Annotated in this window: 15 protein-coding genes and 2 pseudogenes; 5 read left to right on the top strand and 12 right to left on the bottom strand. The window is 67.4% G+C overall.

The window, feature by feature from the left end; translation table 11 throughout:
- Positions 1-9 precede the first annotated feature (9 nt).
- From BM228_RS24300 to BM228_RS24290, 3 genes are all read right to left on the bottom strand, one after another.
- A complete protein-coding gene (locus BM228_RS24300) occupies positions 10-474 on the bottom strand; it encodes an SRPBCC family protein (protein WP_092044633.1) in 465 nt (154 codons plus the stop codon).
- A gap of 42 nt (positions 475-516) precedes the next feature.
- Positions 517-936 (bottom strand): VOC family protein, encoded by a 420-nt coding sequence (locus BM228_RS24295; RefSeq protein WP_092044632.1) that lies wholly within the window; start codon positions 934-936, stop codon positions 517-519.
- A 163-nt stretch (positions 937-1,099) separates the two neighbouring features.
- The gene (locus BM228_RS24290) at positions 1,100-1,528 is read right to left on the bottom strand and encodes a rhodanese-like domain-containing protein (protein ID WP_092044630.1); all 429 of its coding nucleotides are present in this window, start codon (positions 1,526-1,528) and stop codon (positions 1,100-1,102) included.
- 91 nt (positions 1,529-1,619) lie between these two features.
- On the opposite strand from BM228_RS24290, the gene ftrA reads away from it, so the two are divergent.
- A complete protein-coding gene (gene ftrA / locus BM228_RS24285; RefSeq protein WP_208612088.1) occupies positions 1,620-2,693 on the top strand; it encodes a transcriptional regulator FtrA in 1,074 nt (357 codons plus the stop codon).
- On the opposite strand, the pseudogene BM228_RS24280 reads toward ftrA, so the two are convergent.
- The 3 genes and pseudogenes from BM228_RS24280 to motA form a co-directional block, all read right to left on the bottom strand.
- Positions 2,641-3,399: pseudogene (locus BM228_RS24280) on the bottom strand (phytanoyl-CoA dioxygenase family protein); the annotation flags it as partial. The gene ftrA and the pseudogene BM228_RS24280 overlap by 53 nt on opposite strands.
- A gap of 246 nt (positions 3,400-3,645) precedes the next feature.
- Entirely contained in the window at positions 3,646-4,506 is an 861-nt protein-coding gene (locus tag BM228_RS24275; protein WP_092044626.1) for a flagellar motor protein MotB, read from the bottom strand.
- 22 nt (positions 4,507-4,528) lie between these two features.
- Positions 4,529-5,392, bottom strand: a complete 864-nt coding sequence (motA, locus tag BM228_RS24270) for a flagellar motor stator protein MotA (protein ID WP_092044624.1) — start codon at positions 5,390-5,392, stop codon at positions 4,529-4,531.
- 267 nt (positions 5,393-5,659) lie between these two features.
- Between motA and BM228_RS35505 the strand changes: the two are divergent.
- A pseudogene (locus BM228_RS35505) lies at positions 5,660-5,951 on the top strand (IS6 family transposase); the annotation flags it as partial.
- Between the two features lie 9 nt (positions 5,952-5,960).
- Here the strand turns inward: BM228_RS35505 and BM228_RS24265 are convergent.
- Both BM228_RS24265 and BM228_RS24260 read right to left on the bottom strand, forming a co-directional pair.
- Positions 5,961-6,371: a GFA family protein gene (locus tag BM228_RS24265; RefSeq protein ID WP_092044623.1), complete on the bottom strand. Its 411-nt coding sequence runs from the start codon at positions 6,369-6,371 to the stop codon at positions 5,961-5,963.
- Between the two features lie 103 nt (positions 6,372-6,474).
- Complete coding sequence (locus tag BM228_RS24260) at positions 6,475-7,389, bottom strand: LysR family transcriptional regulator (RefSeq protein WP_139234178.1); 915 nt, start codon at positions 7,387-7,389, stop codon at positions 6,475-6,477.
- Between the two features lie 80 nt (positions 7,390-7,469).
- Between BM228_RS24260 and BM228_RS24255 the strand changes: the two genes are divergently transcribed.
- Complete coding sequence (locus tag BM228_RS24255) at positions 7,470-8,873, top strand: MFS transporter (protein WP_139234177.1); 1,404 nt, start codon at positions 7,470-7,472, stop codon at positions 8,871-8,873.
- A 207-nt stretch (positions 8,874-9,080) separates the two neighbouring features.
- Here BM228_RS24255 and BM228_RS24250 read toward each other — a convergent pair whose 3' ends face one another.
- The 3 genes from BM228_RS24250 to BM228_RS24240 all read right to left on the bottom strand — a co-directional run bounded on the left by BM228_RS24250 (position 9,081) and on the right by BM228_RS24240 (position 12,304).
- A complete protein-coding gene (locus BM228_RS24250; protein ID WP_092044618.1) occupies positions 9,081-9,914 on the bottom strand; it encodes an alpha/beta fold hydrolase in 834 nt (277 codons plus the stop codon).
- A 377-nt stretch (positions 9,915-10,291) separates the two neighbouring features.
- Positions 10,292-10,954, bottom strand: a complete 663-nt coding sequence (locus BM228_RS24245) for a response regulator transcription factor (protein WP_092044617.1) — start codon at positions 10,952-10,954, stop codon at positions 10,292-10,294.
- Positions 10,955-10,963: 9 nt separating this feature from the next.
- Positions 10,964-12,304, bottom strand: coding sequence for a histidine kinase (locus BM228_RS24240; RefSeq protein WP_092044615.1), 1,341 nt, complete (start codon positions 12,302-12,304; stop codon positions 10,964-10,966).
- Between the two features lie 174 nt (positions 12,305-12,478).
- On the opposite strand from BM228_RS24240, the gene BM228_RS24235 reads away from it, so the two are divergent.
- Positions 12,479-13,390: an MBL fold metallo-hydrolase gene (locus tag BM228_RS24235; RefSeq protein ID WP_092044660.1), complete on the top strand. Its 912-nt coding sequence runs from the start codon at positions 12,479-12,481 to the stop codon at positions 13,388-13,390.
- A 400-nt stretch (positions 13,391-13,790) separates the two neighbouring features.
- Here BM228_RS24235 and BM228_RS24230 read toward each other — a convergent pair whose 3' ends face one another.
- Positions 13,791-14,684 (bottom strand): HpcH/HpaI aldolase/citrate lyase family protein, encoded by an 894-nt coding sequence (locus BM228_RS24230; protein WP_092044614.1) that lies wholly within the window; start codon positions 14,682-14,684, stop codon positions 13,791-13,793.
- 220 nt (positions 14,685-14,904) lie between these two features.
- Between BM228_RS24230 and BM228_RS24225 the strand changes: the two genes are divergently transcribed.
- Complete coding sequence (locus BM228_RS24225) at positions 14,905-15,243, top strand: hypothetical protein (RefSeq protein WP_092044612.1); 339 nt, start codon at positions 14,905-14,907, stop codon at positions 15,241-15,243.
- Positions 15,244-15,247 lie beyond the last annotated feature (4 nt).

Below are 15,247 nucleotides of genomic sequence, written 5' to 3'. Positions count from 1 at the left end.
GTATTGGGGCTACAGGGTAGCGGCGAGTGCCGCGAGCTGATCGGCGCAGCGACCCCAGCCGTCGTGGAAGCCCATGGCCTCGTGCGCGGCGCGGTCCTCTTCCGACCAGTGCCGCACGCGCGCGGTGTAGCGGGTGGCCTCACCCTCGGGCTCGAATGTGATGATGCCGGTGAAGAACGGCTTCGCCGAGGGCTCCCAGGCCCGCACATAGGCGTCCGTGAAGACGATGCGGGCGTTCTCGATGAGCTCGAGATAGATGCCCGCGCTCGGGAATTCGGTGCCGTCGGGGCCGCGCATGACGATCCGGGTGGCGCCCCCGGGCCGCAGGTCGGTCTCGACCTCCGAAACCGTGAAGGGTTTCGGCGCGAACCACTGCTTCAGCAGGTCCGGTTCGGTCCAGGCCCGGTAGAGCGCGGCCGGGGATGCGGCGATGATGCGCGTGAGGACGAGGTCCCGCCCGTTCGTGTCGGTCATGGTCGCGCTCGGTATCAGGGGGTGCGGAGGGGGCTGGGGCGGTCAGCGCTTGCCCTGGTTCATCGCCCAGACGATCCCGAACGGATCGCGCAGCTGGCCGTAGCGGTCGCCCCAGAACATCTCGGCCGGCTCCATCAGCGCGGTGGCGCCCGCCGCGACGGCCTGGGCGTAGCGGGCGTCGATGCCCTCGACCATCAGCATCAGGGTGAACCCCTGCGGCGCCTGCAACGGATGGCCGTGCTCCGGGAAGGCGTCGCTCAGCATCAGCGACGAGCCGTTCACGTGGAGATGCACGTGCATGGTCCGCCCCTGCTCGTCGGCCGGCATGGCGGTGACGATCTCGGCCCCGAAGGCGCGGACGTAGAACTCGGCCGCCTTCAAGGCGCCGTCCACCGTCAGGTAGGCCACAAGCCCGCCCTTCACCGGGGCCGGGGCCGACATCTCAGGATTCCCGCTGCTCATTCTGGCGTTTCCCGTTTGCGGTCTTGGCGCCAAAGGCTGTGCGAAGCGGACGGCCTCCGGCGCTGCCGATCGAATAGTGTGACATCACGGGATCGATCAGTCGAGACGCATGCGAATATTGAAGGGGACGCCTATTTCTGGGCAGGGGCAGGCGTCGGACTTGCTACGCGGCGCAGCATTCTTCGAGGCGTCCCGGGTCCGGCCCGGTGGCGAACGAAAAGCCCTCGTCGGCCCATCCGGCCACGCCGCCGAGCATCAGCTTCACCGGGCGCCCGAGTTCGGCGATTCGCAGAGCGCCCCGGTCGCCGCCGTTGCAATGCGGGCCGGCGCAATAGACCACGAACAGCGTCTCCCGCGGCCAGGAGGCGAGGCGCGCCTCGGTGATGTCCCGGTGCGGCAGGTTGAGCGCTCCCGGGACGTGCCCCCGCGCGTAAGCCCCGGGCCCGCGCACGTCGAGCAACACGAAATCCGCCGTACCAGCCGCAAGGCTGGCCTGAACGTCGGCGCAATCGGTCTCCAGGGCGAGACGCCCTGCGAAATGGCGCCGCGCGACCTCCGCCGCCGCCGGACTGTTTGTGACCAAGCTCGCCATCTCAGAAAGCTCCCCGTCTCGATGCCAGGCGAACCTACCGGCGCTGCCGTCGAGCTTGTGAGCCGCCGGCCGGCCGCATAGCGTCAAGATCGTGCCAGACCCGACCGAATCCGACGCGATCCCCGCTGCGCGACGCCCCGTCGTGGTGCTGGCCTATGACGGGCTCTGCACCTTCGAGTTCGGCTGCGCCGTGGAGGTGTTCGGCCTGCCCCGGCCGGAACTGGGGCCAGATTGGTACCGCTTCGCGGTTGCGGGCATCGAGCCGGGGCCGCTGCGGGCCGTGGGCGGGGTGCGCGTCGAGGTCGATGGCGGGCTCGACCTGTTGACGGAGGCCGGCACCGTGATCGTGCCGGGCTGGCGCGGCGTCGACGCGCCGGTGCCCGGATCCCTCTGTGAAGCCCTGCGCGCCGCCTACGCGGCCGGTGCCCGGATCGTCTCGCTGTGCTCCGGCGCCTTCGTGCTGGCCGCGGCTGGGCTCCTCGACGGCCACGACGCCACGACCCATTGGCGCTACGCCGAGGCGCTGGTCGCCCGCTACCCGACCATCACCTTCGTGCCCGACGTGCTCTATGTCGACCGGGGCCGCCTGCTCACCGCCGCCGGCAGCGCCGCCGGGCTGGACCTGTGCCTGCATCTCGTGCGCCGCGACCACGGCCCTGCCATCGCCAACGCCGTCGCCCGGCGGCTGGTCCTGCCGGCGCACCGGCAGGGCGGACAGGTGCAGTATGTCGAGGCGCCGGTCCCGCGGGAGCGCGCCCTCGGCTCGCGGCTGGCCGCCCTCCTCGATCGGGTCCGCGCCGCCCCGGACGAGCCGTGGAGCCTCGCCCGCCTCGCCGCCGAGGCCGCGTTGAGCCCCCGGGCGCTCCATCGCCACTTTCGAGCCACGACCGGCCAGAGCCCGGGCGACTGGATCGTCGCGACCCGCCTCGACCGCGCCCGGGATCTCCTGGACACCTCACGGATGCCGATCGCGGAGATCGCGGCCGCCTGCGGCTTCGGCACGGCGGCCAGTCTGCGGCACCACTTCCGGACGCGACTCGGGGTGAGCCCGGCGGCTTACCGGGCGGGAGCCCTGTCCGATGGCACGTGTTCGCGATCCGACGTTCCGCCTCTCAAGAGGCCGCTTCTTGATGCGCCCGCTTTATCACATAGCCGTTCTTCGTGATCTTCGTTCGAAGGGACGATCGATAATCTTTCGCCCGCCAGTAATGCGTGACCAGGCTGCGCCGCGTGCGGGACGGGTTCTTGATCGGCGATCCGCCGTGGAGAACCTGCCCGTGCCAGATCAACACATCGCCGGGCTGCCCGTAGAACGTCACGGGCTCGATATCCCGCGACGTTTCTTCCACATAGCGCAAGGCGGGGCCGAGATCGGCATCGAGCTTGGCAATCTTGCCGTGCGGGAAGATGTACGGCGGTATCGTGTGCGAGCCGGGGTACAGGAAGACCGGCCCGTTATCCTCGGCATTTTCGTCCAAGCATATCGAAGCGGCGACTATCTTGTCCTTGACCGGAGGCGCCATGAACCAGCTGTCGTAATGCGCCCCCTGCGTGCTTCCGTAGATGAAGTTCAGCGAATTGCAGACCATCGGGTCGCCATCCAGCAACTCGCCCAGGATGGTGGAAAGCCTTTCGTCGAGGGTGCAGGCGCGAACGATATCGGAGTTCAGGAACAGGTCGTTGATCTTGATCGGACCGGAGAAGGCCTCCGCCGGCACCTCCGTGATCTTCATGCGCTTCCCGACATTCGCGCCGCTCAGAACGTCGATGCTGACATCGGGATAGGCCTCTCGGTTACGGAGAAGGCCCGCCACTTCCGAATTGACTGCCTGGACGGTCTGTTGATCGAAATAAGCGCGCAGTATTAGAAACCCATCTCTGGCCCAAACATGGCGCTATTACTCAGCCAGGACCGAGCGCTTGAACAATCTCATCATGACATGTCTCAGCCAGAGGCATTCTTGCGCTGAGAATAGCCTCACGCAGTTGCCTCGGGAAGAGATTCCTGATCGTCATCCAGGCGCTCGCCCTGCCGATCCGGCGACCCGTCAGGATCCCGCCCGCTCAGACAGGTTGCGGCTCGTATTCGGCCGGCCCTGATCGCGGAGCGTGCGGCGTCAGCGAAAAATGTTCGGGGGCGCCGGCGGGTTCGCGTGAAGCAGCGTGATCGTCACCCGTCGGTTCGGCGCGAGATAGGGATTGTCGGGGAAAACCGGCTCGGTGTCGGCGCGTCCCACCACGGACATGAAGTTGTCGTTGGGAACCCCGGCGCCCGACAGGATCTCGCGCACGGCGAGCGCACGCCCGGCCGTGAGGTTCCAGGGTTCGACGGCCCGCGCCGAGCCCGGGCGCGCGGCGGCCGTGTGGCCGGTGATCGACAGGCGGTTGGGCAGCTTGCGCAGGGTGGGCGCGAGCGCCTCCAGCACGCGACGGGTGCGGTCGTAGGGATCGACGGAGCCCTCGCGGAACATGGAGCGGCCGTCCTCGTCCACGAGGGACACGTTCACGCCCTCCTTGGTCGGCTCGATCACGATGTTCTTCGACAACTCGGCAATGTCGGGCAGCGTCTGGAGCGCCTGCCGGAGGCTGGCTATGGCGCTGAAGTCAGCCTGCACGCTGGCGGCGGGGCGGCTGGCATCGCGTTCGCTGGTGCGGCCCGGACTGGTCTCGCGCGTTCTATCCTCCGGCTCGGCAGAGCCCCGCGCAGCGTCGCGGGGCGTGGACGCCTTGTTGCCCGACGTGTCCAGGGAGGTGCCGTACAGCATGCCGCCGGCGCCACTGGTCGCAGGGCTCGAAGCCGAAGGCGCGAAGTATTCCGCCAAGCCGACCTTCTGCTCCTGCGTCGTCATGCTGATCAGCCACATCAACAGGAAGAACGCCATCATCGCGGTCACGAAGTCCGCATAGGCGATCTTCCAGGCCCCGCCGTGGTGCCCGTGAGCGGCCTTCTTGACCTTCTTGATGATGATCGTGGTCATCGAATCCCTGCTCGATACCGGGTCAGTTCTGGGCGGGGAGAGCGGCGGTTGCCGCTTCCACTTCGTTGAAGGTCGGGCGGACGTCGCTCATCAGGGACTTGCGGGCGAATTCGACCGCCATCACCGGCGGCTGGCCGCCGATATGGGCGAGCAGACCCGCCTTGAGGGACAGGAAGTATTTGGACTCGGCCTCGAACAGGCTCTTGAGCGACTGTGCCATGGGCCCGAAGAAGCCGTAGGCGATGAAGACGCCGAAGAAGGTGCCGACGAGCGCGCCACCGATCAGATGGCCCAGCACCTCCGGCGGCTCTTTGATCGCCCCCATCGTCTTGATCACGCCTAGCACCGCGGCGACGATGCCGAGCGCCGGCGTACCATCGGCGAGCGACTGCATGGCCGACACGACACGCTCCTGCTCCTGGTGGTGCGTCTGCAGTTCCTCATCCATGAGCGCGTCGATCTCGTAGACGTTGTTGGCGCCCAGCGTCACCATCCGCATGTAGTCGCAGACGAACTCGACCGCGTGATGGTTCGCTGCAAAGGTCGGGAAGGCGTTGAACAGCGTCGACGCGCCCGGATCTTCGATATGCGGCTCGAGCGCCATCGCGCCCTTCGACTTCGCAAGTTTGTATAAGGAGTACTGCATCCCCAGCAGCTCGACATAGGATTTCTGCGTGTATTTGGGGCCCTTCACGAGCGTCCCCAGCATGGAGGGCACGGCCTTGAGCACCGGCCCGACGTTGCCGATGACGAAGGCCCCGATCGCGGCACCGAGGATGATGACGAACTCGAACGGCTGCCAAAGGACGAGCAGGTGTCCGCCCATCATCGCATAGCTGCCGAAGACGCAGGCGAAGACGATCAATGTGCCGACGATCAGCCGCATAATTTGTCATCCTAGCGCGGGAGGCAGAGTCCGCACGAAGCCACTAATAATCTTGCACATCACTGATTAAGGTTAACGGTGGGTTTCGAGCCGCGGCCGGAGCATTGGCCGATGTTTGGTCCCGGGGTCTGGCGGAGCGGGTTCGACCTGGCGTGACAGGCGCGGGCGTGTCGCAAACACGATCACGCCGGCCTTCACGCCTCGTCAGGCATCGCCGGCGAACCTGACGCTCCAGCCTCAGCCGGCCTATGATCCGCAACGCCGACGCTGACGCGAGACGCGCGCCGCGCCGTCCTGGGCCGGCACGTCCAGGCCACCGTGATCGTCCAAGCTGCCTCCCGGTCCCTGCGCGACGCGTCGCGCGACCGCGATCGTGAGGCGACGCTCCTGGAGCGCGGAAAGGAGGTCGATCACGCCGCCGTCAATCGCTGGGGCCTGGCCTCGCCATTGAGCGCCGCCTGCGCCGGCTCCGCAAGCCTCGTCGTGGCTTGATCCTCGTGGACGTGCCCGACACTGGGTGCGCGGTCCGTGGCGCTCCCTGGACCGCGCCATCTATAAGACGGCCGGATCAGCCCGAGGGGCTGTCGCTGTCTCGCGCCCCCGAAAAGGCAGGCAGGCCGTCGCCGACCGGGTCCCAGCTCACCTTGCTGCCCATCCGAGTGTGGTCTCGCGGCGGAACCTGGTCCAGTTCGTCGAGGCTCGCAATGGTCACGTCGATCGCGTCCGGGGCGGCATCGACCTCGTAAGTCAGGGAAGTCCCGCAGGTGCCGCAGAACCGGCGCAGCACCGCCGAGCTGGATTGGAACGCGCTGGGCGTCCCGGCGACGAACCGGAACGCGGCGCGCGGCACCGAGAACCAGGCGACCTGCGCCGCCCCGACCATCCGCCGGCAATCGGCGCAATGGCAGATCGTCTCGTGGAACGGCGCGGCCCGGGCCTCGTAGCGAACCGCACCGCAGAAGCATCCGCCGGTGAGCATGGTCTCCCCCACTGTTATGGTCTGAACGCGATCAGCATGGGCATGGTGATGTCTGAGAAGAGTGTTGTGCGGACCTGGCGCGATGGCGTTGCAGTCCCTCGTGCTAATCTGCGCCAACCGACATCAGGTCGCTCGCGGTGACGGCCTGTCCTGCTGATGCAACGAGCCATCCGGCTATGCGCTCTGCGGTCTGGTCCTGAGGATCACGCCAGCGGGCAATCTGCATCTTGGAGCAGGGTTGCGCCTCATCCGACTCAATCAGTCGCACCAAGCGACGCTGTCGTAGTGCATCCGCTGCAAGGAGCGAACGCGCCAGGGCCACGCCGTTGCCGTCCACGGCCCCTTGAAGAGAACTTCCGATGTCACGGAAGCGGATCGCTTCCTGACCAGGGCCTACCCGCAGCCACGTTGCCCAGGACCATTCCGGTCCCGTCTCCTCGCCCCGTCGGCCCTTCGCCAGCAGCGGTAGTCCCTGCCAGCCCTGCCCCGGAGGGATGGTCTCCAGCAGTCCCGGTGCAGCCACGGGGAAGACCCTCTCGATCGGGAACGGCAACTCGCAGGCGCCAGCACTCCTGCTCAGGTGCGGCAGCCACAGCAAGGCGAGATCGACCACGGCGCGTGCGGCCTCGGCCGCCGTGTCCCACGTCACGACCTCGACGGAGAGATCTGGGAAGGCACCGCAAAGGGCGGGCAGGCGGGGCGACAGCCACCAGGCCAGCAGCGGTGCGCTGAGGCCGAGCCGGAAGCTGCGCGGCCCCGATCGCCCGGCGATCCTCCGCCGCATGCCCGCGAGCGTACCCAGCAGCGGACTGAGTTCCTGGGCCAGCCGCGCGCCTGCCTCGGTCACGCGCAAGCCGGGGTTGAGCCGTTCGAGCAGGGCGACGCCGAAGAAGTCCTCAAGAGCCCGTATCCGGTGGCTGACGGCGCTCTGCGTCAGACCGAGTTCGTCGCCGGCCAGCGTCATGCTGCCGTGCCGCAGCACCGCCTCGAAGGCGAGCAGGCCTGCGAAGGGCGGCATCTGGCGCGAGGTTGAGGGCACACCGCATTAATGCGCTTCATGCGGTGAAGAGCAATGCTCATTTGCCGTCGAGCCGAGTGTTGACCCATGCCATGGCCATGGAAGACGCTGCCGAACACCAGGCCTGGAACGGCCGGACCCGCCTGATCGCAGGCACGATCGGCCTCGCCGCCGCCCTGACGAACTTCGATGTGACCTCGGTCGTGGTCGTCCTGCCGTCGATCGGCACGAGCCTCGACATCCACGTGGCGAGCTGGGCCTGGATCATCGACGCCTACAGCATCGCTTTCACCGCAACCCTGCTGATGGCGGGCGCCCTGGCCGACCGCTTTGGCCGCCGTCGAACGCTCCTCATGGGTAACGCCGGGTTCCTCGTGACGTCCCTTGCCTGCGGCTTAGCCTGGAACAGCGCGCTATTTCTGGCAGCGCGTGCGGCACAAGGCGCTACGGCGGCCTTCCTCGTGACCGGTGGTTTTGCCTCGATCGCCACGGCCTTTCCGGCACCGGAAGGGCGGGCGCGCGCCTTCGGTATTGCCGGAGTGGCATCGGGGGTCGCCATGGCGCTGGGGCCGAGCCTTGGCGGTCTCATCGGCTCCGGGTTGGGCTGGCGATGGATCTTCCTCGCAAACCTGCCGGTCTGCGTGCTGATCACGCTTCTCGTGCCTAGCCTCGTGGCGGAGAAGCGCGACAGGACGGACAAGCCGCTGGACTTGCTCGGGGTCGCGATCCTGGCCCTCGCACTCGGCTTGATCATCCAGGCGATCCTGGAAGCTCGTCATGCGCCGGTCCGTATGGTGATCGGGCTGGTGGTGGGCGCCGGGTTCGTCGCATGGTTCGCCGTCCGTCGACACCGGCAGCCGCGGCCAATGCTCGACACGGCCATCTTCGCCAGCCGATCGATGATCGGCGTGACGGCCCTGCTGATGGCCGTTTCGGTCGGCTACTGGGCCATCCTCGTCTACTTGCCCTTGTTCTTGGGCACCGCCTTCGGCTGGACCACCGAGGCGGTTGGACTGGCGATGCTGGCCGCGACGCTGCCCATGCTCATCGTGCCTCCCTTCGGCGGTCGCCTCGCGCCGCGCCTGGGCTGGCGACGGCTCTTTGCGGCGGCGCTGGCGCTGATCGCGATCGGCGGGGCTGCCCTCGCGCTCTCAGCGCTCGTGGACTCGGCATTAGCCCGCGCGTCCGCCTTCGCCGGGATGGCGTTGATCGGGGTCGGAGCCGCAATGTCCCACCCGCAGCTCTCCGGAGCCGTGATCGCGCTCGCGCCGTCGGAGGCGAGCGGCATGGCCTCGGCCCTGACCGTCATCGCACGGCAGGCCGGCTTCGCGCTCGGCGTCGCCGCGCTCGGCGCCCTGACGCCCACGACCCTCACTATTACCGGCTTCGCTTGGCTTTTTGGCGCCGCAGCCGTTGCAGCGTTGTGCGGCATGCTAGCCTGTAGTCTGCTCCCAACTTCAGCGGGTCGTAGAAGCGCGCGCTGATCCAGGAGTGGCTTTGATGACCAGTCTATGGCTACTGAGGTCGGAAACAGCCGGTCTTGGTTGTCGGGGAAACCGTCGCTTCTGCCAACATAAGGGTTCTGGAAACTACACGATCACTTGAGATGATTTTCTTCCAATCCGCTTCTGAGAAGAATTTGTAGGAATCGGATGCCTTCGTTTCATATGCAGCTGACTGCAGGCGGGTCTTCAGGCAGATGCTGCGCGAATGCTGACCAGGCGTTGCATAAACGTGACGATCGCGGCAGTGACCACTGCCGGTTGCTCAAGACTTGGAACATGTGCAGCGCCGGGTATCTCGTAAGCCAGTGCTCCCGGTATTTTCGCTACGATTTTGCAGCACCGATCTTGGATGTGCGGAAAATCTAGGTTGCCCCAAACGACGAGCGTGGGCGAGCGGACCTCATTCAAATGGTCAAAGACAGGCGCAGTGTCGAGATTTGAGCCAATCGGGGGAGACCGGAGCGCTATGCTGTTCATGTCGAGGAACAACTGACGCGCCTGTCCCTGAACCCGTCCTTCGGAGCCCAACGGACCATCCAGCCAGAGACGTGCCTGGACCGCATTCATTTCATCCAAATCTCCCGCATCCTTGGCATCCTTCAGGCGCACCATCAGCTCTTTGACATTCGGCGAATACACCGGTTCTGGGGCACCACCCACGCTGGGAGCGATAAGGATCAAGCCCCGGACGCGGCTGGCGTGCTGAAGGATGAAATCGAGAGCGATTTTGCCTCCCTGGGAGCAGCCGATGAGGATCGGGGCCTGACCGTCAGTCATAGCCTCGATCACCGCCATGAGGTCTGCGACGGATGAAAAATCTTCGCTCTCCGCTGATGTCCTGCCGAACCCTCGACGGTCGTAGGCAATCGCCGCAGCACTGGTACTGGTGGCCTTCATCTGATCGCGCCACATCCGACTGTCACAGACATTGGCATGCAGGAAGATAACGGGCTGCCCTTGACCGGTCCGGAAGGCCGCTAGGCTGGCCCTGCCGGAGGCGATCCGATGCTCATGGTGCATGTGAGTAAGCCGCCCCGAGTCTTGCGCAACGCCAAACCATAGCTGTTAGAAATGCCCACTGCCCCCCTGAGCTGGCTCTGAGCGACGGTCGACTTATGGCCGCTCTCGGGAAGCTCTGGCGTTGACCTATACGTCCGATATGGGTGCAGGCTTTGTGAAAGTGCTGGAGCCTTTCGAAATCGTAGAATAATCCACTACGGGGTGGATATGCAGGCATGCCGGATGGCCGTTTTGCCCCCCGGAATGACTGTTCCGGCGCTGCTCAGAGTATCCGCAGGAAGATCCTTCTACAGGCTCGGTCGCAAGCCGAATGGCCGTTTGGGGTGGATCTCTGCCTGTCCGCTTCTGGTCGAGAGGTCGTCAAAGCGGACGAAGTCCTAAGGCTCCGTCAGCGGGAGTTCTTCCGAGGGCGATACAAGCCCAGCCCCGATCGCGATCCAGACGAGATGAGCATCGGTGCGCGCCCCGAGCGTGGCGCGGATCACCGAGAGGTTGTTGTGCACCGTCTTGAGGCTCAAACACAGGGTCTCGGCGACGGCCTGGGCAGTCATCCCGCCGACGGTCAGGCTTAGGATTTCGAGCTCCCGCGGGCTGAGGTCGTAGAGCGCCGTGCGCCCGCCAGCCACCTCGTCCTGGGCGATCGAGTGGGCGATGTCGGCGCTCATCGCCCGCTCGCCGCGGAGCACGGTCGCCACCGCCGCCAGCAGCTCACGGGGTGGGCTCGCCTTGCTGACATACCCGCTCGCCCCGGCGGCGAAGGCTTGGCGTGCGATCATCGCCCCGGTGCGCATGCTGAACACGACGATGCGGGCGGCCCCATCCCATTGGCGGATATGACGGATGGCCTCGATGCCGCTCGGGCCGGGCAACGACAGGTCGAGGATCACGAGATCGGGCGCGTGAGCCTTGTATCGGGAATAGGCCTCGGCCGCGTTCTCGGCTTCCGCGACGATGACCAGACCCGGCTGTCGCTCGATCAGGCGGCGATAGCCCTCACGCACGACGGGATGGTCATCGACGAGCAGGATGGTCGTGGCCATGGGGCGATCTCAGCCGGCAGTTGGCACAGATGCGCAGGCACGGATGCCTGAACCGGTGCCGGTGAGCGAAAAGCTGCCGCCCAGGGCGGCGAGCCGCGCCCGGATGCCGACGAGCCCACGGCCCGTGTGAGACACGGTGCGGGACAGATCGCCCCCGCCGTCATCGTCGAGCGTCAGCGTCACCGTTCGTGGTCCAGCCTCCGACCGACCGAGCCGCAGGAAGATCCGGCTCGGTCGGCCGTGGCGCAAGGCGTTCGTCAGCAGTTCCTGCGCGATCCGATACAGGCTCGCCGCCACGTTCGTGGGCATGCCGGTGAGATCGCCCGTGATATCGAGATGCAGGGTCGGGCCGGACCTGAGTTGTCCTCGCCAGTCCGCCACGAGACCACGCAGCGCCTCCTCCAATCCGGCCTCGGCGAGATCGGGCAGTTCGAGGCGGGTCAGGGCTCCCCGCAGGCTCTCCCGCATGGTCGCGACGATGGCTTCGATGCCCTGGGCGTCCTCGCGAAGATCGTCGCGCTCTGGCGGCGCCGCCAGTTCGATCGCTGCGGCGCGTGCCCCCACGGCGGCGAGGCACTGGCCGAAGGCATCGTGCAGGTCGTGCGCGAGGGCCTGCCGTTCTTCCTCCTGAACCGTGACGAGCCGCTGCATCAAGCCCGTGCGCTCGGCCTCAGTGTAAGCGAGGCGTTCGGCGAGGGCGTTGCAGGCGCGGGCAATCCGGTCGAACTCTGTGGCGGCAAAGCGTGGCAGCGGCGGGTGGGCGCCGGCCGTGTCGAGGTTTTCCAGCCCATGCACGATCCGCCCGACCGGTGCGACCAGGCGCGCCACGGCGAGCCAATTGAGGAGGAGCGTCGCCGCCGCCACACCAAGGGCTAGTCCGCCCGCGAGGCGCATGCGCCGCCAGAGTTGAGCCGCCGATGCCATCGGATCGGGCCATGCTGTGACACTGCCGATGGTCCGCTCGCGATATACGATCGCCCGGATCGTCGGCGCGGCAGCGGCCTCCCCGATGAGAGCTTCGCGGAACCACGTAGGGGCGGCATCGAGGCCGTCCCAGTCACCGCAGAAGCGGCGCGGCAATTCTACGCCGAGATGAATGTCGGCGCAGATGCCCGGCAGGAGCGTAACGATGGCCGGGGTCGCCTGTGGTGCGCTGGCGGGCATGGCCGCTGGTCCGCCGCTTCCGAGGCCCGGCTGACGCGCGAGCTGCCCGGCGATCCGATCTGCCGACATGGCAGCCTCCCAGCGGAGGCTCGCGCGAGCGTCCCAAGCGGCCCATGCGATCGCCCCGGCAAGGCAGAGCGCGGCGACAACGAGAAGGCGCAGACCGAGATGCGTGGGCAGGCTCATGGATCAAGCAGCCGGGCTCGAAGCGAGGCTGTGATTTGGCACCGGGACCGTCGGGGTGCGCAAGCCATGGCTCACTCGGACGGGAAGAATGCCCGGGCTTTCGCAGGAGGACTTCCCTGGTCTGAACCCGGCACGATCCGGAGGATGGTGCCGCCCCCCTTCACGGAGCCGACTATGCCGCTTCACCTCTCCCGCCGGAACCTCCTGGCTGCGTCCGCCTTGCTCCCGCTGGGATTTCACCTCCCTGCAATGGCCGCGCCCGTGAATGGCCCGTACCGCGTCGGTGCGTTCACGGTGACGCCGCTGCGCGATGGCCTGTTTCCACTGGAGCCGAGCATGATCCCGGCCGCCGAAAGCCAGGCCGGACAGGCCCTGTTGAAGGGGGCCGGTCTTCCGGCGAAGGGCCCATCGCCGGAGCCGGTCAACGCGTTCCTGATCCGACGCGGGGACCGGCACTGGCTGCTCGATGCGGGTTGCGGCACCGTGCTCGGGCCGGGCTTCGACCGGGTGACGGCGGCCCTGGCGGCGGAGGGCGTGCGGCCGGATGAGGTCGAGACCATCTGGCTCAGCCATCTGCACGCCGATCATGCCGGCGGCCTCTTGACGCCGAACCGCCTCGCTCGGTTCGCGAACGCCGAACTCGTGCTGCAGGAACGTGAGGTGGCCTATTGGTCGGACGCGGCCGCCAGAGCCCCCGCTCCCGCGGCGTTGAGCCCGATGTTCGAGACCGCACAGGCGGTGCTGGCGGCCTATCCCGGCCGGATCCGGCGTATCTCAGGCGAGGCGGAGCTCGCTCCCGGTATCCATGCGCTGCCGCTGCCCGGTCATACGCCGGGACATATGGGCGTCTTGATCGCGGACGGCTCCGACCGGCTGCTGATCTGGGGCGATATCGTCCACTCGCGGATCCTGCAGATGCCGCATCCGGATTGGACGGTGATCTGGGACACCGATCCAGCGGAGGCAATCACGACGCGGCGGCGCATCCTCGACCGTGCGGCAGTAGACGGCTTGAGGGTGACCGGGATGCACCTCGCCACAACTGGAAAAATCAAACGCGTGGATGCGGGTTACGCGCTGGTATAGCTGCGCCAGACCTTGGGGGCTGCAACTGTCTGCTTTCGGGCTCCCTCCAATGGATAATTGGCGACCGCATCGGGTCCAGGCTGTGTGAAAACGCAGGCGCGCTCTGGAATTGCAGAACAATCTTCTCTGCGCGAGGCATCCCTGCCCGCCAAATGGCGGCCTTGAAGCCAGTAGGGTGCCCTTTTCGATATCGGGCGGGGAGCCGGAGAGAAGGTCCTTCTACCGCGTCCACGTTTTCACACAGCGTCGGTCGAAAGCGGCCAGCCGACGCAAAAGCTGACCGGAGTTAGACCCGAACGCGCCCGCCGCCGAAGCGGATACCGGTACGGCGGCGGGGGTATTGCATCTGAGGGCCTGGAGCCGCGCCCGCGCCCAACGTTGGCGAGGGCGGCTCTCTTTGTCAGAACCCCTTCGCCTTGATCGCCTCGGCCCAGGTCACGGCGCGGCGGTTCACGCCGAGGTGCTGGCGTTCGTAGAGGCGGCCTTCGAGCTTGATCGCGCCGCGCTTGGCGTATTCCGGGCGCTCGAACGCCTCGATCACCAGCTTGGCCCGGCGTACCTCCTCCTCGGTCGGCGCGAACGAGGCGTTGGCCGGCTCCAATTGCGTGGGGTGGATCAGGGTCTTGCCGTCGAAGCCGAGGTCCCGGGCCTGGCGGCACTCGTCGCGGCAGCCCTCCGTGTCGGCGATGTCGTTGTAGACGCCGTCGAGGATCGCCAGGCCCTCGGCCCGGGCGGCGGCCAGCGCCATCATCATCCAGGGCAGCATCGGCACGCGGCCCGGGACGATCTTGGCCCAGGTGTCCTTGGCGAGGTCGTTGGTGCCGAGCACCAGGCAGGTCAGGCGCTTGCGCGGGTCGCGCTTGGCCTGGGCGATCGCCTGGATGTTAAGGATCGAGGCCGGGGTCTCGATCATCGCCCAGACGGCGATGCCCTCCGGGGCGTCGAGGGATTCGAGCCGGTCGGCGATGCTCTCCAGCACCGCCGGGGACGACACCTTCGGCATCAGGATCGCGTCGGGCTTGGCCTCGATGGCGGCGTGGAGGTCGGCCTCGCCCCAGGGCGTCTGGGGGGCGTTGACCCGGATCACCAGCTCGCGGCTGCCATAGGCGCCGCTCTTGACCGCGGCGCAGACCTGCTCCCGGGCGATCTCCTTCTCCTCGGGGCCGACCGCGTCCTCGAGGTCGAGGATGATGCTGTCGACCGGCAGGGTCTTGGCCTTGTCGAGCGCCCGCTGGTTCGAGCCGGGCATGTAGAGCACGCTCCGGCGCAGGCGCAGGTCGGTCGTCGTGGCCATATGGGCATCTCCCTCGTGCGGCCGCTCTGCGCGGCCGGCTTTCGTTGCGGTGCACCCTAGAGCATGGGCTCGTCCAGGCCACACCGCGTCCGCCGGGATCGGTGAGAGCCCGCGGCGTTTGATACTGTCCGGCGTGCTGCAATATCCAGCCGTGCTTTGGTCATGTTCTCCCGGATAAGGACGGTTGATGTCCAATCCTTGGATCCCGGGATCCGATACCATGCGCCTCGTCTCGACCGTCTTCCTGCTGGCCGGCCTGGTCCTGGCCGGGGCGCCCGATCCCGCCCGGGCCCAGAGCCGGACCACCCTCGGGGTCGGCTCCGGCGCGGTGGCAGGCGCCCTCGTCGCCGGTCCGATCGGGGCGGTGGCTGGTGCCGTGGTCGGCGGGTTCGTCGGCAATTCCACCGAGCGCGGCCGCCGCCATGTCCGCCGGGGCCGGCGTTACGGCAGCCTCCGGCGGGCGCCGCAGCGGCGCGCCGAGGCCGATCTGCCGCGCACCACCGGGACCGTCGCCCGGGCCGCGCCGCCGGCCGCGACGACCTGGAAGGACCCGCACTGACCGA

This window comes from Methylobacterium pseudosasicola (assembly GCF_900114535.1).
Taxonomy (GTDB): domain Bacteria; phylum Pseudomonadota; class Alphaproteobacteria; order Rhizobiales; family Beijerinckiaceae; genus Methylobacterium; species Methylobacterium pseudosasicola.
The sequence above is the reverse complement of the archived record's forward strand: the minus strand, read 5'-3'. Positions and strand labels throughout refer to the sequence as shown.